This window comes from Leeuwenhoekiella sp. A16 (assembly GCF_047946675.1).
Lineage (GTDB): Bacteria > Bacteroidota > Bacteroidia > Flavobacteriales > Flavobacteriaceae > Leeuwenhoekiella.
Window position 1 is genome coordinate 1,680,046 of the sequence record NZ_CP172313.1, and the last position, 26,598, is coordinate 1,706,643.

Annotated in this window: 19 protein-coding genes, 1 pseudogene and 1 riboswitch; of the genes and pseudogenes, 13 read left to right on the forward strand and 7 right to left on the reverse strand. The window is 37.0% G+C overall.

Annotation, left to right across the window (positions count from 1 at the left end):
- The first annotated feature begins 17 nt into the window (after positions 1-17).
- The 5 genes and pseudogenes from ACH3O9_RS07165 (at position 18) to tenA (ending at position 3,695) form a co-directional block, all read left to right on the forward strand.
- Positions 18-497, forward strand: a complete 480-nt coding sequence (locus ACH3O9_RS07165; protein ID WP_416445731.1) for an Lrp/AsnC family transcriptional regulator — start codon at positions 18-20, stop codon at positions 495-497.
- A gap of 140 nt (positions 498-637) precedes the next feature.
- Positions 638-730: riboswitch (TPP riboswitch) on the forward strand.
- A gap of 55 nt (positions 731-785) precedes the next feature.
- The gene (gene thiM, locus ACH3O9_RS07170) at positions 786-1,589 is read left to right on the forward strand and encodes a hydroxyethylthiazole kinase (RefSeq protein ID WP_416445733.1); all 804 of its coding nucleotides are present in this window, start codon (positions 786-788) and stop codon (positions 1,587-1,589) included.
- The gene (thiE, locus tag ACH3O9_RS07175) at positions 1,582-2,241 is read left to right on the forward strand and encodes a thiamine phosphate synthase (RefSeq protein WP_416445735.1); all 660 of its coding nucleotides are present in this window, start codon (positions 1,582-1,584) and stop codon (positions 2,239-2,241) included. Before thiM ends, thiE begins: the two co-directional genes overlap by 8 nt.
- Before the next feature lie 46 nt (positions 2,242-2,287).
- Positions 2,288-3,036, forward strand: a pseudogene (thiD, locus tag ACH3O9_RS07180) (bifunctional hydroxymethylpyrimidine kinase/phosphomethylpyrimidine kinase).
- On the forward strand, positions 3,033-3,695 hold the full coding sequence (gene tenA / locus ACH3O9_RS07185) for a thiaminase II (RefSeq protein ID WP_416445737.1): 663 nt from the start codon (positions 3,033-3,035) through the stop codon (positions 3,693-3,695). The pseudogene thiD and the gene tenA overlap by 4 nt, the downstream one beginning before the upstream one ends.
- Positions 3,696-3,840: 145 nt before the next feature.
- Here the strand turns inward: tenA and ACH3O9_RS07190 are convergent, their stop codons facing one another.
- The gene (locus ACH3O9_RS07190) at positions 3,841-4,005 is read right to left on the reverse strand and encodes a tyrosine-type recombinase/integrase (protein ID WP_416445739.1); all 165 of its coding nucleotides are present in this window, start codon (positions 4,003-4,005) and stop codon (positions 3,841-3,843) included.
- A gap of 270 nt (positions 4,006-4,275) precedes the next feature.
- Positions 4,276-5,562, reverse strand: a complete 1,287-nt coding sequence (locus ACH3O9_RS07195) for a hypothetical protein (RefSeq protein ID WP_416445741.1) — start codon at positions 5,560-5,562, stop codon at positions 4,276-4,278.
- A 147-nt stretch (positions 5,563-5,709) separates the two neighbouring features.
- Here ACH3O9_RS07195 and ACH3O9_RS07200 point away from each other — a divergent pair, with 147 nt between their 5' ends.
- Positions 5,710-6,735: a right-handed parallel beta-helix repeat-containing protein gene (locus tag ACH3O9_RS07200; protein WP_416445743.1), complete on the forward strand. Its 1,026-nt coding sequence runs from the start codon at positions 5,710-5,712 to the stop codon at positions 6,733-6,735.
- 240 nt (positions 6,736-6,975) lie between these two features.
- Here ACH3O9_RS07200 and ACH3O9_RS07205 read toward each other — a convergent pair whose 3' ends face one another.
- Together ACH3O9_RS07205 and ACH3O9_RS07210 are read right to left on the reverse strand one after the other, a co-directional pair.
- The gene (locus tag ACH3O9_RS07205; RefSeq protein ID WP_416445745.1) at positions 6,976-8,196 is read right to left on the reverse strand and encodes a site-specific integrase; all 1,221 of its coding nucleotides are present in this window, start codon (positions 8,194-8,196) and stop codon (positions 6,976-6,978) included.
- 250 nt (positions 8,197-8,446) lie between these two features.
- Entirely contained in the window at positions 8,447-12,394 is a 3,948-nt protein-coding gene (locus ACH3O9_RS07210; protein ID WP_416445747.1) for a hybrid sensor histidine kinase/response regulator transcription factor, read from the reverse strand.
- A gap of 364 nt (positions 12,395-12,758) precedes the next feature.
- Here ACH3O9_RS07210 and ACH3O9_RS07215 point away from each other — a divergent pair, with 364 nt between their 5' ends.
- The 7 genes from ACH3O9_RS07215 (at position 12,759) to ACH3O9_RS07245 (ending at position 22,762) form a co-directional block, all read left to right on the forward strand.
- A complete protein-coding gene (locus tag ACH3O9_RS07215; RefSeq protein ID WP_416445749.1) occupies positions 12,759-15,785 on the forward strand; it encodes a SusC/RagA family TonB-linked outer membrane protein in 3,027 nt (1,008 codons plus the stop codon).
- 16 nt (positions 15,786-15,801) lie between these two features.
- Positions 15,802-17,331, forward strand: a complete 1,530-nt coding sequence (locus tag ACH3O9_RS07220) for a RagB/SusD family nutrient uptake outer membrane protein (RefSeq protein WP_416445751.1) — start codon at positions 15,802-15,804, stop codon at positions 17,329-17,331.
- A gap of 67 nt (positions 17,332-17,398) precedes the next feature.
- Positions 17,399-18,574 carry a 1,4-beta-xylanase gene (locus ACH3O9_RS07225; RefSeq protein WP_416445753.1) on the forward strand — a complete coding sequence of 392 codons (1,176 nt, stop codon included), beginning with the start codon at positions 17,399-17,401 and terminating at the stop codon, positions 18,572-18,574.
- A 1-nt stretch (position 18,575) separates the two neighbouring features.
- Positions 18,576-19,664, forward strand: coding sequence for a glycoside hydrolase family 43 protein (locus tag ACH3O9_RS07230; RefSeq protein ID WP_416445755.1), 1,089 nt, complete (start codon positions 18,576-18,578; stop codon positions 19,662-19,664).
- Between the two features lie 4 nt (positions 19,665-19,668).
- Positions 19,669-20,706: a family 43 glycosylhydrolase gene (locus ACH3O9_RS07235; protein WP_416445757.1), complete on the forward strand. Its 1,038-nt coding sequence runs from the start codon at positions 19,669-19,671 to the stop codon at positions 20,704-20,706.
- Between the two features lie 10 nt (positions 20,707-20,716).
- Positions 20,717-21,766, forward strand: a complete 1,050-nt coding sequence (locus tag ACH3O9_RS07240; protein WP_416445759.1) for a cellulase family glycosylhydrolase — start codon at positions 20,717-20,719, stop codon at positions 21,764-21,766.
- A gap of 45 nt (positions 21,767-21,811) precedes the next feature.
- The gene (locus ACH3O9_RS07245; RefSeq protein WP_416445761.1) at positions 21,812-22,762 is read left to right on the forward strand and encodes a glycoside hydrolase family 43 protein; all 951 of its coding nucleotides are present in this window, start codon (positions 21,812-21,814) and stop codon (positions 22,760-22,762) included.
- A gap of 87 nt (positions 22,763-22,849) precedes the next feature.
- On the opposite strand, the gene ACH3O9_RS07250 is transcribed toward ACH3O9_RS07245, so the two are convergent.
- Genes ACH3O9_RS07250 through ACH3O9_RS07260 form a run of 3 tightly spaced genes read right to left on the reverse strand, consistent with a single transcriptional unit; the run spans position 22,850 to position 26,570 of the window.
- The gene (locus ACH3O9_RS07250) at positions 22,850-25,054 is read right to left on the reverse strand and encodes a xanthine dehydrogenase family protein molybdopterin-binding subunit (protein ID WP_416445763.1); all 2,205 of its coding nucleotides are present in this window, start codon (positions 25,052-25,054) and stop codon (positions 22,850-22,852) included.
- A complete protein-coding gene (locus tag ACH3O9_RS07255; RefSeq protein WP_416445765.1) occupies positions 25,054-26,043 on the reverse strand; it encodes an FAD binding domain-containing protein in 990 nt (329 codons plus the stop codon). Before ACH3O9_RS07255 ends, ACH3O9_RS07250 begins: the two co-directional genes overlap by 1 nt.
- Positions 26,040-26,570, reverse strand: a complete 531-nt coding sequence (locus ACH3O9_RS07260; protein ID WP_416445767.1) for a (2Fe-2S)-binding protein — start codon at positions 26,568-26,570, stop codon at positions 26,040-26,042. The genes ACH3O9_RS07255 and ACH3O9_RS07260 overlap by 4 nt, the downstream gene beginning before the upstream one ends.
- Positions 26,571-26,598: the final 28 nt, after the last annotated feature.

Consider the following 26,598-nt stretch of genomic DNA (forward strand, 5'->3'; position numbering starts at 1 on the left):
GAATGCAAAATCGGCTTATGACAGATAAAAATTCTCTTAATGATCTAGATGCGATTGATATTTCGCTTTTAAAACTTTTGCAGGAAAATTCAAACCGAACTACAAAAGATCTTGCCGCGCGAGTTAATCTTTCTCATACTCCGGTTTTTGAAAGAGTGCGCCGACTGGAAAAAAGTGGTTATATTAAAAAGTATGTCGCTGTTCTTGATGCCGAAAAATTAGGAAAAGATCTCATTGTATTCTGTAATATCACGTTGAAGCAACACACAAAAGAGATAGGAAATAAGTTTGTGCAGGATATTAAATCCATCTCAGAAGTAACCGAATGCTATAATATTTCAGGTGATTATGATTTTTTATTAAAGGTTTTAGTAAAAGATATGAAGCATTATCAGGACTTTGTTCTTAACGGGCTGGGCTCTGTAGAAAATATAGGAAGCGCGCACAGTACTTTTGTTTTGGGCGAAATAAAACATTCTTATTCAATTCCTTTTTAAGCTTTATGCCAGTAGCGCTTCAGCTAATTTTCAGAATAAAAAGCCGATTTTGATAAGGAAAAGTGTGATTTTCAGCCTAAAATAACCGATTTCTACTAGCACTTTTAAGAAGCATTTGTCTTTTATATCTTCTATATTTGTTTTGGCTTTAGGGGTATTCTATGTTAGAATTGAGATAGTCCCTTTGAACCTGTTTGGTTAACACCAGCGTAGGGAAAAGTTTTCATAATTACTACTTCTATTTATTTATAGAGAGTACTCTTTAGCCGTTTAATTAAAATAATCGTGATGAAAGAGTTACTCTGGCGGCATATTGCCACCGTTCGTAAAAAATCCCCTCTAGTTCAAAGCATTACAAATTATGTGGTGATGAACAATACTGCTAACGCTCTCCTTGCAGTCGGCGCATCGCCTATCATGGCACATGCACATCCTGAAATGAAGCAGATGCCTGCAATTTGCCAGGCTTTGGTTATCAACATTGGTACTTTAGATGAATACTGGGTAGAATCTATGCTTCTGGCTATAAAAAGCGCAAACGAGCATAAGAAACCATGGATTCTGGATCCCGTAGGAGCCGGAGCTACAGCTTATCGTGATACTACTTTAGTAGATTTACTGCATTTAAAACCTACCGTAATTAGAGGAAATGCTTCTGAAATTATGGCACTGGCCAGGTATAATAAAGCGCAAACAAAAGGAGTAGACAGCACCGCACAAAGTGAAGAAGCAATTGATGCCGCTCGATACCTTTTCGACAAATTTGGGGCTGTGGTGTGTATTTCGGGTAAAACAGATATTATTTTGTCAGGAGATAAGCAAATGAGTTTATATAACGGCGATGAGCTCATGACTAAAGTAACCGGTTTGGGTTGTGCGGCCACGGCGATTATAGGAGCCTTTATTGCTGTGATCGAAAATAAGTTGGAAGCTGCTGCTGCTGCAATGGTAATGTTAGGCGTTTGTGGTGAAATAGCGGCTAAAAACGTGAATGGCCCTGGCAGTTTACAAGTTGCACTGTTAGACAAGCTGTATAATTTAACCGAAGCTGAATTTAAGGATAATTTGAAATGCAGTACAAATTATGAATAATTCAGAATTTCCATATCAGTTGTATTTAGTGATTTCTGAAGAAGCATGCGCAGGAAGAGATTTAGTGCAGGTAGCCGAACAAGCCGTAAAAGGAGGAGTAGATATTGTTCAGCTTCGGGAAAAAAAAGATTCGTTTTCAACATTTTTGGCTAAAGCCGGCAAGCTGCAAGAGATGTTATCGCGCTACAATGTGCCGCTTATAATAAATGATAATTTGCAGGTTGCCAATGTCATAGGTGCTTACGGAATACACGTAGGCAACAATGATATTTCGCCTATGGAAATACGAAAAAATTGGTCGCAGTGCAAAATTCTGGGTTATTCTATAGAATATATGGATCAGCTTTATAATGAACATACCTATACCGCAGATTATTTGGGAATCAGTCCGGTTTTTAGAACACCCACAAAAACAGATACGGTAACCGAATGGGGTCTTCACGGAATTAGACAAATACGCGAGGCAACAACAAAACCATTAGTTGCCATAGGTAATATTAATGCAGATAATGCTTTTGACATTATAAATGCCGGCGCAGATTGTATTGCGGTAGTTTCAGCGATTTGCAAAGCTATAAATCCTGAGAAAGCAGCTAATAAAATTAAAAATCAGATAGAAAAATCGGTAAAAATGGCTCAAAATCGGTATTAATAGCTAATTATTCAGCTGGTAATCATAATACTAAAATTTGATTAAAATGAAAACTTATAAATATCCATCAGTCTTGGCAATTGCTGGTTTTGATGGAGGTGGAGGCGCAGGCATTCAAGCAGATATTAAAACGGCTTCGGCTTTGGGTTGTTTTTCAACTTCGGTTTTAACGGCGCTTCCTGTTCAAAATACAACCGGCGTAAAGTCAATTTTTTCTATTCCTACTAAAGTTGTTAAAGATCAGATTACTGCAATAATGGAAGATATTTTGCCAGATGCTATAAAGATAGGCATGGTGCACACGACTGATTTAGCCATTACAATCGCAGAAACTTTAGCTAAATATAAAAAAATTCCTGTGGTTTTTGATCCTGTTATGGTGGCGACGAGCGGGCATAGGCTTATTGAGGATAGTACGGTTGAAAGTCTTATCACAAATCTCTTACCACTTGCAGCGGTCATTACTCCTAATATGGATGAGGCAGCAATTTTAGCTCAAATACCAGTAAATACAGTTGATGATATGTATCTGGCTGGAGAAAAAATAATGAAATTGGGTTGTGCTTCGGTTTTATTAAAAGGGGGACATTTAAAATCTGAAATGCTTACTTCGCTTTATTTTCAAAAAGATGGCTCGCGTCTTATATCGCTCGCGGAAAAACACTTGAAGAAGCTGTGGCTTTAGGTCAGGATTATGTTCACAAGGCGATTTACGACAGTAGCGATGTGTTGATAGGAAAAGGAAATGGACCGCTAAACCACTTTTTTGATCCCGAAAAACTTATAAAATTATGAATTGGTCAACCCAAAGTTGGAATACTATAGATTCGATTTACAACAATATTTTAGAATTGCCTTTTATCACTGAATTAATGGAGGGCACGTTGGCTATAGATAAATTTCAGTTTTATATCGCACAGGATTCTGTGTACCTGGAGCATTTTGGCAGAGCCTTAGCCTTAATTGCCGCTCGCGCTCACGAGAAAGAAGATATTTTGACTTTTATCAGATTTGCCGAAGGTGCTATTGTGGTAGAAAGTGCACTTCATGAATCTTTTTTTAAAGAATTTAATATTGAGCAGAAGGCTCTTCCAGAACCGGCTTGTCATCATTATGTACATTATCTTAAAAGTACGGCAGCTCTTGATCAGGTTGAGGTTGCCATGGCTGCGGTTTTACCTTGCTTTTGGATTTATAAACAGGTGGGAGATTATATTTTAAAAAATCAGTCTGGTAATAATCAATATCAAAAGTGGATTGACACATATGCCGGAGAAGATTTTGGATTGCTGGTACAAACTGCAATCGCTATCTGCGATCGTGTGGCAAAAGAATGCACAGAAAAACAACAATCAAAAATGACTGATGCTTTTATCACTGCAAGCAAACTTGAATATATGTTCTGGGACAATGCTTACAAGCTTAAAATTTGGGAAATACAATCTTCAGATTAAGTAATTATAATAAAATAAAATTTTCAGATTTTAAACAGTTCAGTGTTAAGGGAAGCTTACATAAAGAGATCACGAACTTCAATATTCCGAGCATTATCGGACTAGAAAATTTATTAGTGGTTAATAAGGCTATATAAAGACTTTTTTAAATCATCACAATCCGTTCATTATAATCATCTAAAACGGTACTCGGTAAGGATTTTAAATAAATCTGTGTTGTGTTCAAACTGGTATGTCCAAGCATTTCAGAAATAGCTTGTAAAGGAACATTTTGTAGCATAGCTTGAGTTGCAAAACTATGTCGTGCCACATAGGTGGTAAGTTGCTGCTGAATTTGGCATTTTTTGCCGATTTTCCCTAATCCAAAATTATAGAGTCGTCGTGCTCGATGCAGGTCTTTATATTGATGATCTAAGCTTTTGCGGTGAATAAAGGGAGGTCTAAAGCCCGTTTGGCGGTAGGTTCAGTCCTAATCTGATAATAAATAAAAGGATAGGCTTCCTGTTCAATGATGCCCGCCTTAATACCTCTGTTGAAGAGTGCGCGAATATTTCACATATAGTTGGCAAGTCCGTTAAGGCTATTCCCTTTTGCCATATGGTATTAGATTATCTATATACTTCAACTTATCATTGGAACTAAATGTTATTTTTTTCACGGTTCCCGACCCTTCAAAGTTATAAGCAATACCGACAATTTTTTTGTGAATTTGAGGAATTTGAACTGTAAGTACCTCTCGGTTATTAACTAAAAAATTCAAGTGTCCATCTTTAGAGATACATTTTACGTTTTCAAAATCATTGAACTCTACTCCAAAACCACTGAGGTCATTAGCGTTACCGTTTATCAACTTATCTCCAACCGTCATTATAGATAGTTCGGAAACGCATCCCTTTGCCGATAATGGTATTACGATAGCGCCACCGTCATAAAGAATGGCAATCCTTATATTTTGACAAATATTAGTGCCTTGTTTCCAAGTATTCTTCACGTAGGTCTCAAGCTCGAAATTATCCACATACAGACCTTTAAACTCCTTTATGTTATAAAATCCAACCCATGTTGGATCACGGTCAGGATATATTCTATATTTCGAAAAAATACTATTTTCTATACGGAGGATACTATCTATTAAAAATTCGTTTTGATTCAGGTATATCGGTTTTGTCCGTAATTCTATCAGACCCATCCAACCATCGGTTGGAATATAAACATCATCCTCTTTTACGATAATATTGTTTACCAGCAATTTTGCCTTGAAATATCCAGGTCGATAATAAATGCTGGTAGCAATACTATCACCCTTATTGACCGTTTCTCTTTTTCGTTTGTCCCAGCTCTGTTGGATTTCAATTTTTGAGTCCGGGGGAATATTTTTCGCGCTATACTGGAAGATAACCGAATTCGGAAGACCTGTGGCGACTACTCTACTACTAAAAGTATACGATGGTTTCCCTTTTAAAGGAGCAGATTTTGAATTCATCGGTATCAATAGCCAAAGACCAGTTGCTGCGATAATGACCAATATTATGAGAATAATAGATTTTTTTCGGCCGATAAGCTGTTTTTCTGAACGTAAGATGTTTTCAGATTCTTTGTTTTGACTTTTAGCAAATTCTGCCCAATCATCAAAGTCCAAGTATTTAGCCAAGGTGTTTAAGGTAGAATGACTTGGTCTGGAACTATGGTTTACACGCCCCCACAAACGTTTCAATGTAGAAACACTTAACAGCACCCCAGTTTTAGATTGTATGTTCAGTCCTAGCTTTTCATAATCCTGAGTGGACCAATCACCTGGACTCCCTTTATCAAATTTGTCAACTATCTGGTGAAGGCATGCTTCTATATTTTTCGCCAACTCCGCCATTTCAGATTTGCAGGTTTTAGTTTATGAACAAGAATGAACGAAGATGAACAAAACAAGATGTCAATTTCATTTTTCTTGGAATAAATTGCTTCTAGTGATGCTTCTTGACATCAACATTTGTAATAGTAACCAAAAATATCATTTAAAATGAGAAAAAATCTAATCCTCACTTCCAAATTGATTTTGTTAAGCATGGTCTTTGTTTCGGCACAGGAGCTATACGTAAGTCCTGAGTTGGGAAACGACGACTATTCCGGCAGTAAAGAAAGTCCCTTCAAATCTATTGAAAAAGCGGTCTTGACCGCCAATGAAATGACAGGTGCAGGGAACATTATAATAAAACTGCATCCGGGACTCTACTCCCTAAAAGAAAAATTGTCCATCAATCCGGTCAGGATGTTCATGGATAGCACCAGATATACTATTGAGGCTCTAACAATGCCCGATGATGCGGATTGGACTCCCGAAAAGATGCCTAAAATACAATCCATTTCCAATAACAATTCGATTACACAATTTGCCCATGCAACAGGAATCCTGGTTGCCTCCGAAAACGTGTCCATTAGGGGTATTAAGTTTTTGGGAAACCCCAATCCAATGGTCACTTACTATTATCCTGTTTCCAAAGAAAACCCAAGTCTTAGCGATTTGGAGGTTTCCCAATGTCTCTTTATCGGGGATAAGGAATCTGCTCCCATACAAGGAGGTGTTTGGGCGCACGGCCCCGATAATACTGTGGAGTATAGTGTTTTTTACGAATGTAGGAATGCGGTTTTGTTCTTCAATAATGTTCATAGTTTTACTATCAGAAACACTATCGTCTACGGTTCCTATGAAAGTGCGTTTTGGTTCGGATCGGACGATTTTGAGTTCATTTTTGAAAATAACATTATTGCCCATAACACCAATTTTTTGGTAGGCCCAAAAGACTTGAAATATTCCTCCGCTTTTTCCAATAGTTTGATTGTTGACAATTCAGGTTACGTCGGCTACTGGTCTAGGGATGATCAAAAAGTGCTTCCCATAAACAAACCCAATATTGTTGAACGACGAATCATAAAATCAGGACAGGTTCGATTAAAAGACAATAGTATTGCTCTGGATAAAATGCATTTGCATCTGACGAAAGACTCCAAAGGACAAGAATTGAAGGCAGGTATTTTCAAGGACTAAGTTTTAATATGCTTTATAGGGTGTCACCGTGCCCATTGATACGTTTCCCGTACCAATAGATTCTATCTTTCGAGTCTATATGTACCCAACATGGAAAATTTCAATTACATAAATTTTATTCTTTTCCTTGGGGTCAGTTAGAGACTTTTTCTGGCTATCTCGCTACAGTTGTTCGACAACCAAAATAAAGCCGCCAACGGTATACTTTCTTACTATAGTTCTAAATTTTCGAAATCCTTGCTAAATCATCACGATTCGCTCATTATAATCATCTAAAACGGTACTCGGTAAGGATTTTAAATAAATCTGTGTTGTGTTCAAACTGGTATGTCCAAGCATTTCAGAAATAGCTTGTAAAGGAACATTTTGTAGCATAGCTTGAGTTGCAAAACTATGTCGTGCCACATAGGTGGTAAGTTGCTGCTGAATTTGACACTTTTTACCAATTTCTCGTAAAGCGAGATTATAGAGTCTTCTTGCTCTATGAATATCTTTATATTGATGATCTAACGTTTTTCTGTGAATAAATGGAAAAACAAAATCATTAGGTTTTTTATCAAGTGTGTAATAGGAAAGTAATTTTATTACCTGATCTGTAAGCTTTATATTATATTGCTTAGCAGTCTTTTTACGTTGGTATTTTACTCTGCCATCAGCAATATTTTTTATTTTTAAAAATGCCATGTCTATAAATGGCATCCCGTAAAGCATATAAGAAATTAGAAAATAATTACGATAATTGAAAAGTGGATCACAACTTTTCAATTTTAAATTTAATATTTTCCTTATAGATGTAATGTCTAAAGCTCTTTTTGACGTCGGGGTCTTTTTTATCTGATAATGTATAAATGGGTAGGCATCCTGCTCAATTATTCCAGCTTTTATACCTCTGTTATAAATGGCACGTATAGTTCGCATATAAGAGGCTAAACCATTAAGAGTATTGCCTTCTTTTGACAAATGAAAAACATGAAAGCGCTGTAAAAAATCTAAGTTGACTTCATTGAACTTAATATCGGCTCCTTTAGTAAAGGATTTAAGAATTCCTAATGTGCCATAATATGCTTTAGCGCTACCAATACGATCAGCAGCCTTAAGTTCATCTACTATACTATATCCAAAATTAAAAAAGGATTCATAATTAGACTTCCTAGTAATTTTTTCTCTAAGTTCTTTTAAAGATAGATATCGCAGTTTGTTTTGATCTGCCAATTTATTTATTACATCACTAGCTCTGGCTTTTTCTTTTAAAAGCAAATTGTTCAATCTGCCTACAGATGTAGTACTGGGATAGGAATTTTTGACTTCCTGATTTTTGTAGTCCCAATATATTTCTTCCACTGAATATCCGGTAGCGATAGAAGTAGATTTTCCTAAATGAATAAGCCTAAATATTATAGGAAAAGTATTATCTTTTCTCTTTCGCCGGGTATCTAATATGATATTAAAACGTGTATTCATAGCATTAAATTACGCAAAATTTTTGCAAGCTATTTGCAAATTTTCTCTGATATCATTTGGTATCATTTGGCCTCAAGGAAAATATAAATGTTTAAAAATCAATTTATTATTGGTTTTTTGAGCGTATTTGTTGGTTCAAATTTTCAGCTCATAATCAGGTGGTCCCTGGTTCGAGCCCAGGTGGGACCACAGAGTATCATAAAGCCTTTCGATATTTCGGAAGGCTTTTTTTATTCAATAGGTCAAATTTTTATTCTAGAATTAAATATTGACTGGGAGTCATGTTGAATTGTTTTTGAAAACTCCTACCAAAACTTGTCTGAGAGCGAAAACCTACACTCTCTGAGATTTCATAAATTTTTAGATCGGTTGTTTTGAGAAGATGCGCAGCTTTTTTAAGTCGGCTAATGTTGATTAACTGGTTTGGCGACATATCTGATATTTCTTTAATTTTTCGGTATAAAGTTGAGCGACTCATATTCATATATGTTGCCAGAGAATCGACATTAAGATCTGGGTCTTTAAGGTTTTCATCTATTATTTTATCGAGCTTTGATAGAAAATTTTTATCAGTATTAGAAAGGGTAACAGATTTTAAATGGGCAAGCGGGGAGCTTGTATAATGGCCTACGATTGTTTTTCTGTTTTCTATAAGATTAGAAATTTGAACCTGAAGATGATCCATCGAGAAAGGTTTACTTATATAAGCGTCTGCTCCAGATTCAAGACCTTCTATTTTTGCATTTAATGTGTCTTTTGCCGTTAGAAGAATTACAGGTATATGGCTTGTGTCAACATTTTCTTTAATTTGCTTACATAATTCTATTCCGGTTTTTATAGGCATTCTAATGTCACTTATAACCAGCTGCACATCATAATCTGAAATCATTGCCCAGGCTTCCTGTCCATTTTTAGTAAGAAGAACGTTATAATGCTCTGATAATTCAGTTTGAATGAAAGAAGCTAATTCTGCATTATCTTCGGCAACAAGAATAATAGGAGCTTGTTTTTGAAATTCCGCTACCTGTTTTTCTACCCCCTCTGTTAAGTGGAGAGTGGGACTCTTAAAATTTTTAAATTCATCTTTTTGATGAAGAGGTATTCTCAGGATGAAGGTGTTTACTGATTTTTCATTTTCATCAATGTAAAGTTTACCATTATGTAATTCTGTGAGAGAATAAGCAAGAGACAATCCTAAGCCGGTACTCGATTTTTCAGACTCTCCAGAAATACGGAAAAAAGGTTCAAAAATTCTGTTTTTTAAATGTAAAGGAATTATATGGCCATCATTTTTAATGGTTATTCTAAATTCTGTTTCCTCTTCTGCGATAAGAACCTGAACTCTGGAATTAGAATATTTTATTGCGTTGCTGAAAAGATTACTTAATATTTTGCGAATGGCTTCTTCATCTACAAAAGCAAGAATATTTTCTTTTGGTTTTACTAAATCAAACTTTAAATTTTTATCCTGAATTAGTTCGCTAAAGCGTAAATACGTTTCTTCTAAAAGTTCACTAATATTTACTTCTACAAAGCTGAGTTTAACATGCTTCATTTCAGTTTTTCTAAAATCTAGTAATTCATTAACTAAATTGAGAAGTCTGGCGGTATTTTTATCCATAATCCCGAGGTTTTTGGGTATTTCGGGCGATTTATAGGCCTTTTTAAGCAGTTTTTCTAAAGGGCTTTTTATAAGGGTAAGTGGGGTTCTTATTTCATGAGCAATGTTTGTGAAGAATTCTATTTTTGCCTGATAAATTTCTTTCTCTTTTTCATTCTCAAGTTGTTTAATTTTTCTGTCATTCTTCTCTTTATTGTAGCGGTGATAATATTGTAGCAACAGAAATAAAGCAAGAATAATTATAGAGGTATAAATTCCATAAGCAGTATTACTAGCAAGAAAAGGCGGTAATACTTCTATATTTAGGCTGCTATTTTCATTACTCCACACACCATGACTGTTTAAAGCTTTTACCTTAAACGTATAATCACCGGCTGGTAATTCTGTAAAACTTACCTCATGATTTTTTTCTAAAGCGAGCCAATTATCACTGCTTCCTTCAAGTTTGTACCAGTACTTCGTCATTTCTGGAGCGGTATAACTCAAAGAAGAAAATTCTAGATGAAAGGTTGATTGTTTGTTGGTAAGTGTAATGTTTTTTGTAAAAATAATTGACTTCTCAAGTGGCGATTGTTTTGCGCCTACAGGCACATCTTCATTGTTGATTTTAATATCTGTTATGAAAATAGGAGGGTGATAGGTGTTCTGTATAAATTCTTTTGGATTGAAACTTATTAGACCGTTTACGCTTCCAAAATACATTTCGCCATTCTTGTCTTTAAGAGCAGAACTGTAATTAAATTGATCACTTAGCAGACCATTAGATTTAGTATATGTTTTTATTGTATCAGTTTGAGGATTAAATTCTACTAATCCACTAGAGGTGCTAATCCACAAATCATTTTTATGGTCTTCTAAAATTGAATAAGTCACATTGCTGGGAAACCCATTTTCTTTAGTATACCGCTTAAAATTCTTTTCTTTAGGACTGTACAGATTCAATCCATTTTCTGTGGTAATCCATAAATTATTTTCAGAATCTTCAAAAATACCATTGATGACATTTGAGCTAATACTTGATTTGTCACTTCTATCGTATCTAAAGAAACCTTGTTGCTGCGTTTGTGGATTGAAATAGAACAAACCATCCCAGTAAGTTCCAGCCCACAGAATACCATTATGGTCTTCGATTAAATAGGTATAATGATAATTTTCAGGAAATTCTTGAACAACTTTAAAAGTGTTACTATCAGGTAAATATTTATGTATTCCTGATGAGGTTAAAATGTATACATCATTATTTTTAGTTTCATAGATGTAAAGAATAAAATCACTGCGCAGGCCGCCTTCATTTTCGCCGGTTCCAAAATGGTCTGTTATCACACCTGTTTTGATATCCATAATATCAAGGCCATGCTCAAAAGTCCCAATCCATAATTTATTACCACGAGGTAATAATCCGTGAATATTGTAATGTGATAAATTCCCTCTATTGCTTACAGAAGGATAATTTTTAAATTCACCTGTTTTAAGGTCAAGTTTATTTAAGCCTGCATCTTCAGTACCAATCCAAAGATTATCAAAATCATCCTTTTTAATTTCACGTATAGCGTTGCCACTAATTGAATTTTCGCCCACTCTGGGAAAGTATCGTTTTATGGGAGTATACTGTTTGGGATAATAGTTTACTCCGCCAAAATAGGTGCCTATCCATATGCCGCCTTCCTCGTCTAAAACTAGCGAGTAAATGGCATTGTCTGAGAGAGAATATGGATTGTTATAATTCTTTTTGAAATTTTTATAGGTGCGATCTTTAAAACTGTAGATAAATATTCCCGACTCACTGGCTACCCAAAGTTCATCCTCATTTATTTTTAGAAAATCTCTTATGAAAAGGGGATTTTCATTTATATCTAACAGCGATGTAAGTTGTTTAGTAAGTCTGTTATAAATAAGAGCCCCGTTGTTTTTTGTACCAATATAAATAGAATCCTTTCCCTGCGCCGCAATGGTGGTAATAATTATTCTTTCATCATTAGGCGTTTTATAATGAAGATTAATTTTTTGAAAAGAATCACTCCCATTGACATATTTAAAAAACTCATCAGAAGACGCGACAAATACATCTCCTGCATCATTTGTTGTGAGAAAAGATGAGTAAAACTGAGTAAAAATAACTTCCTGAGACTGCCCCTTATTCAATGCTAATTTGTGAAGGCTGCCGGAAGCTATAAACCAGAGATTACCATCACTATCTCCTTTAATATCGAGTATTGGTTTATTCTTTGTACTCTCGACCAGAGCAAACGTTTCATTTTTCTCATCATATTTAAATAGGCCTGTATCTGTGCCCACCCATAAATAACCATTGAACTCACTAAGACATCTTATGAAATTACTGCCTATACTTTTATCGTCTTCATTATTATGCTGAAAGAGTTTAAAATTATAACCATCATATCTGTTTAGACCATCCTTTGTGCCAAACCATAAAAAGCCCCGATCATCCTGAAGCATGCTAATGACAGAATTATGAGAAAGACCATCTTCTACCCGTAAATGCTTAAAGGCATACGTTTGAGCTTCTGTTTTAAAGAGGGTTGAAGTAAATGCGATTAAGAAAAGTAACCATTTCATGTCTCTACAAATCAAGTCAATAAATAAATAATGACACTAAACCAATCGTTTCAAGTTTCTACCTATTCGGTCAAATTAACATTTTATAGCTTAAAATTAACAGATTGACCATTTTAGATGAAAAATTGAAACACCTTCTTCAAATATTCAGAATTAAATTGCCCTACTTTGAAAAACAAATATTTGACAATTTTTTTATTTATTCATTTCGCTTTTAATAAGAATGGCTGTTAAATATTGTGTGATTAATAATTAGGCAATGAAAAATAGTCTTCGAATAGATCTTAAAACGAAAGACAAATCTCTTTTCATTCCTCAATTTGATTCAAATAATTCGAACTAAAAAATTTCTAAATGAAATTCTATGAGAACAATTTTACATTTTAATTCTATGTTTAAATTCCTCTTGATTTTACTGGTTTTTTGTACACAGGGCATATTTGCTCAAAGCACAACAGAGGTAACAGGAAGAATTACAACACCAGATGGAGAACCTATACCTTTTGTTAATGTGGTTGTAAAGGGAACTAACCAAGGTACATCTGCAGATATTGACGGTAATTTTTCTATTGCTGTTAAGAGTACAGATACTTTGGTATTCAGTTATATTGGGTATGCAACAACAGAAATTATAGTAGGCGATAAACCTGTGGTTAATGTGCAATTAAAGGAAGACATTGCGACCTTAGACGAAATCGTTGTAGTGGGGTATGGTACGCAACAAAAGAAGGATTTGACAAGTGCCATTTCTATTGTAAACTCAGATCAGATTCAAAAACGGCAGACAACAACTGTTGCAGAAAGCTTGCAGGGTCTTGCATCTGGTGTTACTGTGCGAGGTGGCGGCCAACCGGGACAAGAGGCAAGAATAGAAATACGCGGACTCAAAAATTTGCAGAATGCTAATCCCCTTTATGTCATTGATGGCTTAGTTACTACCGCAAACAGAGATTTTAATCCTAATGATATAGAATCAATTCAGATTCTAAAGGATGCAGCAGCAGCAGCAATTTATGGTTCCAGAGCTGCAAATGGTGTTGTAATTATCACCACAAAAAAGGGTAAAAACGGCCCTTTGAAGATAAATATCAGCTCAAAAATCAGTTTTACAGATGTTCCCAGATATGATCTTGCGGGGCAGGAAGAGTTTGTAAGGCTTAATAATATGGCTTATGACAACGCAGGAATAGCTCGACAGGATCTAGATCTAAGCGTTAATACAGACTGGCAGAAGGAAGTATTTAGAACAGGATTAATTCAAGATCAAAATGTTAGTTTTTCTGGTGGTGGAGAAAACTCTTCTTACTTTATGTCTGGTAATTATTTCGGCAATAAAGGGACTGTTATCTCAACAGACTTTGACAGAATTTCATTTCGTGTAAACTCTAGTGGTAAAAAAGGAGTTTTTAGTATAGGTGAAAATCTTGCATTTTCAAACTCTAAGACAAATCAAATAGGGGCGCCAGAAGATTTAAGAGGAAACCCTTTTATCGATGTTGTACGATTATTACCTACAATCCCGGTTTATGATGACGCTAACCCTGGTGGTTATGGCTATGGTAAATCTGGAGTGGCAAACACCTTTGCTGCAAATCCTGTAGCCATCGCAAATCTTATTAATCAAAATGTAGAAAATTTTAGAATAAGAGGAAATGTCTGGGCAGAAATAGATCCGTTTCCATTTTTAAAATATCGTATAAATTTTGGTTATGAATCTAGTTTTGATAGTTACAATTATTTAAGAAAAGAGGGCAGCTGGACACTTAATCAACCTTTTGAGCCGTCTTTTACCAATCAAAACAAAGCACAGTCTCAAACTCAGCTTCTAGAAAACACCCTTACCTTTAATAAAGATCTGGGTAAACATTCGCTAACGGTTTTAGTAGGAACTACTTATCAAAAAGATTCTTACGAGCAAATAAATGGTACAAAGCGCAATCTATTGATTAATCCCAATACCGGGGATTATTTTGATGTGCTTGATTTAGGAAATCAAGCACAGGTAGGAGGTTTTCGCAATGAAGCCACATTATTGTCTTACCTGGGGAGATTAGAATATAATTTTGACGATCGTTATTTATTAAATGCAGTGGTACGAAGAGATGGCTCTTCAAGATTTAGCGATGCAAATAAATGGTCTAGTTTCCCATCTGTTTCAGTAGGTTGGAGATTAAGTAATGAATCTTTCTTTAATGTTGAGCAGATAAGTGACCTTAAACTTAGAGTAAGTTATGGTGAGCTGGGTAGCGGGAATATAGGAAACTACGAATATCAGGGCTTTATAAACACCTTTGGCGCTATCGTTTTAGGTGACGGCCAGACTGTTTATCCTTCTGCAACGCAAGTGAGACTTGCAAATTCAGAATTGCGATGGGAAACATTAAAGCAAACCAACTTTGGTGTTGACCTTGCCATGTTTAATAATAAACTACAATTCACTGCAGATTATTTTGTAGCAAGAACTGAAGATGTTTTATTCGGTTTCCCAATCTTGCTTTCTACAGGAAATGATGGTGGCAATCCTATTGCAAATGCCGCAACCGTAGAAAACAGAGGTTTTGAATTTAATTTAGCTTACAATCAATCAATTAATAAAGACTTCAGCTTTAATGCTTCTGTAAACTTCACATCTTTAGATAATGAGCTTGTTTCTTTAGGGAATGGTCTTAATGAAAGCATACAGGGTAATACGATTACAAGAGCTGGCGGTCCTGTAGGGATGTGGTATGTGCTACAAACTGACGGATTATTTCAAAACCAAACTGATATAGATAGTTATACTAATTCTACGGGGGAATTGATTATGCCCGGTGCTGTGCCGGGAGACATACGATTTAAGGATATTAATGACGATGGCCAGATCACAAATGAAGACAAAGAAGTTGTAGGCAGTCCATGGCCAGATTTTGAAATGGGTCTTAATTTAGGTTTTCAATACAAAGATTTTGATTTTTCTATGAACTGGATTGGTTCCTTTGGAGCCACCGTTTATAATGGCTTTCGCAGTATTGTAGATCGGTTTGATGATGATAGTAACTACAGAGCAGGCATTCAGCCCTGGACACCAGAAAATCCAAATACAGATTTCCCAAGAGTAGTAAAAGGGACAACGTTGAACTCACGAGCAGATAGTGACCGCTGGCTTGAAGACGGCAGTTTTGCTAAGCTTAAATACATAGGGATAGGTTACAATATTCCGGCTGCTACTCTGGAAAAGGTAGGTTTTACAAAAGCCAGAATAAGTCTCTCTGCGCAAAATATAATTACAATTACAGATTATCAGGGTCTTGATCCAGAATTCAGTAATAATAACATATTTCAAAGAGGAGTAGATCTAGGATCATTCCCTAATGTTCAAACCTATTCATTAGGAGTAGAATTTGGTTTCTAAAAAAATTATAATCAAGATGAAGAAAATAGTATTTATAACAACCGTTCTATGTTCTCTTTATATGCTGGTTTCTTGCCAGGAAGATGAACTTGACCTTACAAACCCCAATGCCTTAACTACAGATCAGTTTTGGGCCACGCCTAACGATGCAGAATTGGGTGTAAACTCAATCTATGCCATGTTTTACAAAGATGGTCTGTGGGCACGATGGATGAATTTTAGACTTGATCTTACCTCTGACGAAGGCTTTAGTCAAAGCCCATGGGTAGAACTTGCAGACTGGACCCGATTTAATTATATAAACTATAATTTCTGGGAAGGAAATGCAGTAACATGGCGAGACACTTACAAATCTATCTTTAGAGCAAATCAGGTGCTGGCTAATGTGCCAAATATTGAATTTACAGACCAGACCAGAAAAAAGCAGATTATAGCTGAAGCTAAATTTTTACGCGCTTTCAGTTATTATTATGCGGCTCTGTTGTGGGAAGATATCCCATTAGTCTTAGAACCTTCAAAACCAGATGATCTTCCTCAACAGGTTTCAGAAGAAGAAGTTCTTGCACAGGCAGAAGCAGATTTAAATGATGCTTTTGCAGATCTTCCATTAGCTTGGGATGCCACACAAACCGGAAGACCAACCAAAGGGGCAGCAAAAGCTATGCTTGCTAAGATCTACATGCAACAGCATAAATGGGATCAGGCAAAAACCGCTTTAGATTTTCTAGTAATAGGAGAAGGTGCAACATATAGTCTTGTGGCTAATTTTAAAGACAATTTTACAGACCTAAATGAGAATAATTCAGAATCTGTATTTGAGATTCAATTTGGTGATCAAAGAAGAGGGGGTACAGACGAGGGTGCAGATGCATCGGTTTCTTCAACAAGAGCTCAGTTTTTTGCTCCCAGAGGTATAGGCTGGTCTGATGGTCAGGCGAGATTTTGGCTTGTAGATGCTTTTAAACAAGAGAAAACTGTTGATGGAAATCTTGATCCCAGACTTGAGCATACTCTTTTCTATCCTGGGCTTTTTGAAGATTTTGGTGATAAAACCTATGGCAGAGACTGGGAGTGGGGAGCAGATGAAGCCTGGTTTAGAAAAGGAGCAAGAGATTATTACAGAGATAATGAAGATTATTATTCTCAGGTTAACTACAGATTAATACGTTATGCAGATATTTTATTGCGCTATGCTGAAGTCTTAAATGAATTGGGTATGACCACACAAGCCTATCAATATGTTGACATGGTAAGAGCACGCTCTAATATGGCACCACTTGCTCAGGCGCATCCAGAAATAGGAAATAATCCTGATTTATTTCTAAATAGATTAAAAATAGAAAGAGTTCTGGAGCTGGCTGGTGAGAATGTGCGATGGGCAGATCTTAAACGCTGGGGCGACTTAGATTCTCAGGCGGCTGTAGATGAAATAGCAGAAAGAGACCCCGATTTTAAAAACTTTAAGGTGGGAAAAAATCAAAGATTGCCTATACCGCAGGTAGAAGTTGAAAATAACCCAAACCTGTCACAACACGCAGAATATTAATTACCTAATCCCTGAAGCATTTTTGAATTAGTTGCTTCAGGGATATTTTATCTAAAAATTAATGAAAATGAGAAAAATTACACTTTGCTTAACCTTTCTGTGTTTAATGACCATACTATCATGCAAAGATGGAGAAGAACAGACTAAAAATCTTGCAACAGCTTCTGAAGCTGAAGCTATGGAAAGCAGAGATATATGGACAAAAGAAAAAGCGAATGAATGGTACAAGGAGCAGCCCTGGCTTGTAGGTTCTAATTTTAACCCAAGTACGGCGATTAATCAATTAGAAATGTGGCAGGAAGCAACCTTTGACACGATCACTATTGAAAAAGAATTGGCATGGGCAGAAGATATTGGGATGAATACAATGCGAGTTTATCTTCACGATCTATTACATAAAAACGATGCCCCCGGTTTATATAAGAGAATGGATAAATACCTTGAAATAGCCGATAATCATGGTATAAAAACGCTTTTTGTTCTTTTTGATTCTTGTTGGGATCCGTTTCCACAAGCAGGCGTACAGAGAGATCCTAAGCCACATGTTCATAATTCTGGTTGGGTACAAAGCCCCGGGCAGGAAGTATTAAAAGATAGTTCTCAATATGACCGACTCGAAAAATATGTAAAAGAAACCGTTGGAGAGTTTAAAAATGACAAGCGTATTTTAGGTTGGGATATCTGGAATGAACCGGATAATATGACGGGACCTTCGTATGAGGATGTAGAAATTGCAAATAAGGCCGAATTAGTAATGCCTTTGCTCAAAAATGCGTTTGGCTGGGCAAGATCTGTCAATCCTGATCAGCCTTTGACATCGGGAGTTTGGACCGGTGATTGGAGCGATCCTGAAAATATGAAGCCAATGCATAAAATGCAAATTGAACAATCTGATATTATTACCTTTCATAATTACAATACGCCAGATGATTTTGAAAAGAATATAAAAGAGCTTCAGCGTTACGGGAAACCAATACTTTGTACAGAATATATGGCAAGACCTAATGGCAGCACTTTTGAAGGTTTTCTGCCGGTTGCCAAAAAACATAACGTTGGGATGTTTAACTGGGGATTTGTAGATGGTAAAACACAGACTAAATATCCCTGGGATAGCTGGACGAAAACATATACAGCAGAACCCGAAGTTTGGTTTCATGAAGTATTTAGAAAAAATGGTGAGCCTTATAAGAAAGAAGAAACCCAGTTAATAAGCAAGCTAACTTCTGAAGTAAACGTGAAATAGTATGCTGATTTTTGAGGTTAAAAAGGCGATTTTCGGTATAAAAAGGCAGTTATTTCTCTTTAATTTGATCTTGTTTTTTCTTTTTGCGGGTAATGTGATTGCTCAACAGCCAGATCCGCCGGGGCAAATTAAAGTTGGTGAACAAGCTACAAAAGAGGCTTATCTTTTTGCCCATATGACGCATGATGATTACGGTCGTTTGTATTATTCTGTGAGCACAGATGGTTTGCACTGGAATAAATTGAATGAAGGCAAGCGTGTATTTCAAGATTATCAGGGTCATCCTGATATCGTAAAAGGTCCGGCGGGTAATTATTATATCGCCGGCAACACAAGTGATTCTTCACCAGATATCAATATTTGGGTTTCTGCAGATCTTATAACATGGAAAAAGCATTCGGTTTATACTCCAGACCTTAAGGCCACACCTGGATATTCTGAAGCCCTTCAGCGAATAGGCGCTCCTAAACTTTTTTATGATAAGGCGTCAGCACAATTTATAATGACCTGGCATACGCCACACGAGGAGGGAACTAAGGAAGATCCTGAGAGATATTGGGCAAGCCAGCGTACTTTATATGTACTTTCAAAAGATCTTAAAAATTTTGATGGTCCGCCACAGCGACTGTTTGACTGGGATTTTGGGACAATAGATGTTTCAATTAGAAAAGTTGATGATACTTATTATGCTATTCTTAAAGATGAAACGTATCCCACTTTATACTGGCCTACGGGGAAAACTATTCGTATTGCGCGATCAGGTTCTTTATTAGGACCATATTCTCTTCCGCAGGAACCCATTAGCCCAAATTTTAGAGAGGCGCCTACATTAATTTCTTCGCCTAATGGAAAGATTTGGTATATGTATTATGAGCAATATCCGGGAGTTTCTTACGGTCTTTCTATTTCAGATAATTTAAACGGGCCATGGTATCAGGCATCGGGCTATACTTTTTTTAGTGATTGGGATAAGTACAGTTTGCCTGAAAATGTAAGGCATGGTTGTATGATAAGTATATCAATGGATGAATATAATGCGCTTGTAAATAAATTTGGAATCGATGAAGAAAATTCACAAAAAAGTAAGTGAACCTATGAAGATTAAATTTAAGTGTAAATATGTCCTTTTATTTTTGATTTCCCTATCTGCGTTTAGTCAGTCAGGCACATTTACAAATCCTCTTTTGCCATCTGGTGCAGATCCTTACAGCACATACCATAAAGGCTACTATTACTATACTAATACGCTGCAAAATAAACTTGTTTTATGGAAAACAAAGAATCTCGTAAATCTCGCAGATGCCGAAAGTAAAACTATCTGGACACCACCAGAAAATACCCAGTATTCAAGAGATATCTGGGCGCCAGAGTTTCATATAATAGACAACAAATGGTATGTCTATTTTGCAGCAGATGATGGTGATAATAATAATCACAGAATGTATGTGTTAGAAAATGATTCTGAAGATCCCTTTGCAGGAGAATGGGAGTTTAAAGGTAAAATAGCGGCAAAACCAGATCGATGGGCAATTGATGGTAATGTGTTTGAATATAAAAACAAGCTTTACATGATCTGGTCAGGTTGGGAAGGAGACACAAATGGGCAGCAGAATATTTACATAGCTAAAATGAAAAATCCCTGGACTCTTGATACTAATAGAGTATTAATTTCTGAACCAACATATATTTGGGAAAAACAGGGTGATCTTGATGATGCTAATAATCCACCTCATGTAAATGTGAATGAAGGGCCTCAATATTTAGAGCATGAAGGTAAAATATTTATTGTCTTTTCTGCTAATGGTTGCTGGACAGATTATTATTCACTAGGATTATTACAATTTAAGGGAAATGATATTTTAGATCCCGCAAACTGGGAAAAGCATTCTGTACCAGTTTTTAAAAAGTCTGAAGAAAATTCAGTTTATGCACCCGGACATAATTCTTTCTTTAAATCTCCAGACGGTAAAGAAGATTGGATTCTATATCATGCAAACTCTAATCCCGGTGATGGGTGTGGTGGAAAACGATCGCCCAGAATGCAAAAAATCAAATGGAATAAAGATGGAACTCCCGATCTGGGAGTTCCTGTTTCAGAAAAAAAAGAATTAGAAATACCTTCAGAAAACTAAAGATAACACCATGAGAAGAACATTATTTACAGCTTTAATATTATTATTAGCGTTTTCAGGCTTAACAGCTCAGGAAAAATGGAGCACAGAAAAAGCAGAACAATGGTACGCAAAACACGATTGGATTAGCGGCGCAAATTTCATCCCAAGTACAGCAATTAACCAACTTGAGATGTGGCAGGAGGATACTTTTGATCCTGAAACCATAGATCGGGAATTAGGGTATGCAGAAGGAATAGGTTTTAACACGATGCGTGTTTATTTGCATAGTCTGGCTTACAAAGCCGATAAAGAAGGTTTTAAAGCGCGGATGGATAAGTATCTCGAAATTGCCAATTCTCACGGTATTTCGACGATTTTTGTGATTTTTGATGATGTTTGGGATGCTAATCCTAAAATAGGTAAACAGCGCGCACCTAAACCGGGAACTCACAATTCTGGCTGGATGCAGGACCCGGGTTACCCGGCTTCTAAGGATGAAGCTAATTTTGATGAACTGGGTGTTTATGTAAAAGATATCATCAAAACTTTTGCAAATGATGACCGCATATTGCTTTGGGATCTGTATAATGAACCGGGTAATAATAACAAGCGCAATGAGAGTTTGCCTTTGCTTAAAAAAGTTTTTGCCTGGGCTAGAGAAGCAGGTCCTTCTCAACCCATTTCTGCCGGACTTTGGGCCTGGGATTTAAAAGACCTAAACGCATTTCAGGCATTAAATTCAGACATTATTACGTATCACGATTATGAAGGTCCAAAGTGGCATAAAAGAGTTATAGAATTGCTGCAATCACATGGGAGACCTATGATTTGTACAGAATATATGGCCAGAACCAGAGATAGTCGTTTTTCTAATATTTTGCCCATGCTTAAAAAGGAAAATATAGGAGCGATCAATTGGGGGTTAGTAAACGGGAAAACCAATACGATCTATGCCTGGGATACGCCTATTAAAAATGGAGAACCTATAGAGTGGTTTCATGATGTCTTTAGAAAAGACGGAACTCCTTACAGACAAGATGAGGCAGATCTTATTAAAAAACTAAATGAAGAGCAATAAGCTGTGATTTTCTAAATATCAATTTTCTATCATAATCAAAATAATATGAGAACCTGGAAAAATATCGTACTGCTATTTTTTTGCTCAGTTAATCTTTTTGCTCAAAATACAGATGACCAAATTTATCTGGCAGATCCTACAATATTTCTAAATGAAGGAACTTATTATCTGTATGGAACTAAAGGTGATAATACGATTGAAGGCGAAGGTTTTTTAGTATACACTTCTCAGGATCTCAAAACCTGGAAAGGTCCTGCAGGAAAAAAAGATGGTTTTGCATTGAAGAAAGGGGATGCCTTTGGGACAAAAGGGTTCTGGGCACCGCAGGTTTTTAAGTTTAATTCAAAATACTATATGGCCTATACGGCAAATGAGAATATTGCGATCGCTTCAAGTGAGAGTCCGTTAGGGCCTTTTGTAAATGATAAAAAAGCATTAGAAGCTTCTGTAAAGCAAATAGATCCTTTTATTTTCTTTGATGACGGAAAGGCTTATTTGTTTCATGTACGATTACAAAATGGGAATAGAATTTTTGTAGCCGAAATGACTTCAGATTTAAAGCAAATTAAAGCAGAAACATTAACGGAATGTATTACAGCTGAAAAAGGATGGGAAAACACGCAAAATGCAGACTGGCCGGTTTCTGAAGGACCCACTGTTATTAAAAAAGATAATTTGTATTACCTTCTTTATTCGGCTAACGATTTCAGGAATCCTGATTATGCTGTAGGATACGCCACTAGTGAAAGTCTTTTTGGACCTTGGATTAAATCGAAAACAAACCCTATAATGAGTAAAGAAAACTTAGGGTTAAATGGAACAGGGCATGGTGATTTATTTTTAGATAAAAACGGAAGGATGAATTATGTGTTGCATACGCATCTTTCAGATTCTGTCGTTGCTCCTCGCAAGACGGCTTTGGTTAAAGTGAATTTAAATGCGGAAGGGATAAGTATTAGACCTCAATCTTTTGAATTTCTGAAAAAGCAGGAATAACAAATGTTTTCTTTTCGCTTAAAGCGAAATCAAACAAAAAAAGCTGCTTCAAATCGAAGCAGCTTTTTTTATAAAACCAAAACCATTTTAAAGCAAATGATCCAGCTTTATGGGTAATTCACGCACGCGTTTTCCTGTGGCGTTATAAACAGCATTAGAAACGGCTGCGGCTACACCTACCATGGCAAGTTCGCCTACACCTTTTGCGCCTAATGGGTTTACAATTTCATCCTTTTCATCAACAAAAATGACATCAATATCTTTAATATCTGCATTTACAGGAATATGATACTCGGCAAGGTTAGCGTTCATGATACGGCCAAAATTCTTGTCTACCATTCCCTCTTCTTCCAGCGCCATACCAATGCCCCAAACAGTGGCTCCCAATAACTGACTTTCAGCTGTTTTTGGATTGATAATTCTACCGGCCGCAGATGCATTTAGCACGCGTGGAATTCTAATCACGCCCAGATCTTCATCTACATGAACTTCTACCATAATACAGCAGTGTGCATAGGCGGAATAATCTTCACGTTCATCTTTCGGTTTTTCCTTGTTTGTAACCGATATTGACCGCTTTTGGGCCAGTTTTAAAACATCAACATATCTTAAAGAATCACCGTTTTTTAGGTTAATTTCGCCGTTTTTGAAGGTATTATCGTCGATTTTTAGATCCTTAAAACGGTCGTCGTGAGCTTTCGCTAAAGCGAAAATTTGCTCCCGCAAAGCTTCACACGCATTCTTAACCGCAGAACCTACAGAAGAAACCGTCCATGAGCCGCCCTCAATAGGTGATTCAGGTAGTTTTGTGTCTCCCAGTTTAAAAGTTACCTCGTCCATATCAATGCCAAAATATTTAGCAGCGATCTGGCTCATTACAGTGTATGTGCCCGTACCAATATCTGCAGTAGCCGTGCTAACGGTAAGCTTTCCATCTGCATCAAATTCTGCCTTTGCCGAAGATTCTTTTTGCATAGCTTCCCAAACTCCGGTCGCCATACCGTACCCTACAAGGTTGTTACCTTTTTTAACAGAGCGTGGTTTTGGGTTGCGTTCTTTCCAGTTAAATTTATCTGCGCATTGTTTGTAGCATTCGCGCAGCTCTTTGCTGGTAAAAGGTTTGTCCTCGTTCTGATCCCTTTCGGCATAATTTAAAAGGCGGAACTCTAACGGGTCGATTCCTGCTTTTTCAGCAATCTCGTCAATAGCACATTCTAAAGCATAAACTCCTGAAGTTCCGCCGGGAGCGCGCATATCGAGCGGGGTGTAGGCTTGCACAGGTATGAGTTGATAATCAAGCTTTACATTTTCGCACTCATATAAAAGTCCGGACCAGTCAACTACCGGTTCGCTGTATTTTTCAAAAGTTGAGGTTTCGCCCAGCGAAGTATGCTGAATGCTCATTAATTTGCCGCTCTCGTCTGCAGCTAGTTTTAGCCTGTGAATGTTAGCCGGTCTGTGTCCAAAACTGAACATTTGTCGTCTGGTAAGACTTACTTGCACAGCTGCTTTTAATTCAGTCGCTGCCAGCGTAGCTAAAAATAACTGATACTGTGGTCGTAGTCCAGAGCCAAAAGCCCCTCCTACAAAGGGAGATATCACCTGTACTTTATCTTCATCAAAACCAAAAACTCCACATACATACCCCTTGCTGTTTGCTACGCCCTGTATCTTATCATAAATAGTAAGACTGCCGTCAGAATTCCAGATAGCCGTTGTGGCATGCGGTTCCATCGGGTTGTGATAATGCCTTGGTTGTTGATATTCAACCTCTATCTGGTGTTTAGCTTTCGCGAAAGCAGAATCTGCATCGCCACGAGGTTCTGGCGGTTCTTCTACATCTTCGTGTGTAGCATTTGCCAGATTTTCTTGTATAGTAGCCGTAAATTTTTCTTCGCTGTAATCTATGTCAACTAATCCTGCGGCGTAACGCGCCAATTCAAAAGTTTCGGCTATAACTAAAGCGATGGGTTGCCCGTTATAAAGAATGTTATCATTGAATAAAGGGCGAAAGGGTTTTCCGGGTGGCGCTAAGGGATCACTATAATCTGAATTATCATTGATGTAATCTGGAAGATTAAGGTGTGTGAACACTTTTACGACTCCGTCTAAATTTTCTGCTTCTTCAGTATTGATGGCTGTTATTTTACCATTAGCGATAGATGACTGTACAACATACCCGTATAATAAACCTTTGGGTCTGTATTCTGCAGCGTAAGGCGCTTTTCCCGAAACTTTTAATGGGCCGTCAACACGCGGCATTGACTGTCCTATATAATCTGTGGTGCTCATTATTTTTCGGTTTTAAGTTTAGCGGTTGTTAGTGCTCGTACAATGGCTTTGTGTGCCAAAGGAATTTTAAAATCATTATCTCCAAAACCTTTCGCGCCGGCAAGTAATTTTTCTGCTAGATTTTTAAAGGTTTCTTCGTTTGCGGGTTTGCCTATGCATTCTTTTTCAGCTGCAGGAATGCGCCATGGTTTATGCGCAACTCCTCCCAAAGCAACTCTAATGTCTTTTATTGTATCACCGTCAAGTTCTATCGCCGCAGCTACAGAAACAAGTGCAAAAGCATATGATTCACGATCTCTTACTTTTAGATATTCAAAATTAGATTTGAAGCCTTTGTTAGGCAGATCTATAGAAGTAACCACATCACCAGGATTTAAGTTATTATCCTTTTCTGGATGATCTCCCGGTAGTCTGTGAAAGTCAAGAAAATCTATTGTGCGTTCTCCATCTTCTCCGGTTACGTTTACCTGAGCATCAAGAGCAGCCAGAGCCACACACATATCTGATGGATGCGTTGCTATGCAACTTTCACTTGTGCCCAAAATAGCGTGAATACGGTTAAAACCATTGATCGCAGAGCAACCGCTGCCTGGTTCTCTTTTATTACAAGGCGTTGCCGTGTCATAAAAATAGTAGCATCTTGTACGCTGCATAAGATTTCCCCCATCTGTGGCTTTATTTCTCAATTGTGCAGAAGCACCAGATAGTATGGCTTCTGCCAGAATAGGATAGTTATGTGCTACTTCTGCGTGATAAGCGGTATCAGCATTTGTGGCCAATGCACCTAGACGCATACCGCCATCTTCAAGTAATTCTATTTTATCGAGAGCAAGACGGGTAATATCTATAACCTCTTCCGGGTTTTCTACCCGGTATTTCATGAGATCTACCAGATTTGTTCCTCCTGCTATTATTCTGCTTCTTTTAGTTGTGCTTGCAGTTACCGCTTCATTTACACTGCCAGCTTTTTGAAAGGTGAAATTATTCATGATAACTGGTCTTTAAATGATGATTGATCTTTTACTTCTTTAACTGCTTTGTAAATATTTGTGTAAGCGCCGCACCGGCATAGATTACCACTCATAAGGTCGCGTATCTCTTCAGGGTCGTTACCTTTACCTCTGTCTACCATTGCCACAGCAGAACAAATTTGACCCGGTGTGCAATAACCACATTGGTAGGCATCGTGCTTTATAAAAGCTTCTTGCATGGGGTGCAGTTTTTCTGGAGTACCCAGACCTTCTATGGTAGTGATCTCAACATCTTCATGCATAACAGCAAGACATAGGCAGCTGTTGACATTTTTGCCATCAACAAGAACAGTACACGCTCCACATTGACCGTGGTCACAACCTTTTTTTGTTCCCGTATAATTTAAATAGTTTCTTAATGCGTCAAGAAGTGTAGTTTGTGGAGATATAGTAAGTGTTTCTTCTTTATTATTGATCTTAAGAGTTACCTGATGCAGTTTAGGTGGACCTCCTTTAACAGACTTTGTTTTTTCGGCAGAGTTCATAACTAAGGTTTTTTGTTGGTTAATCAAA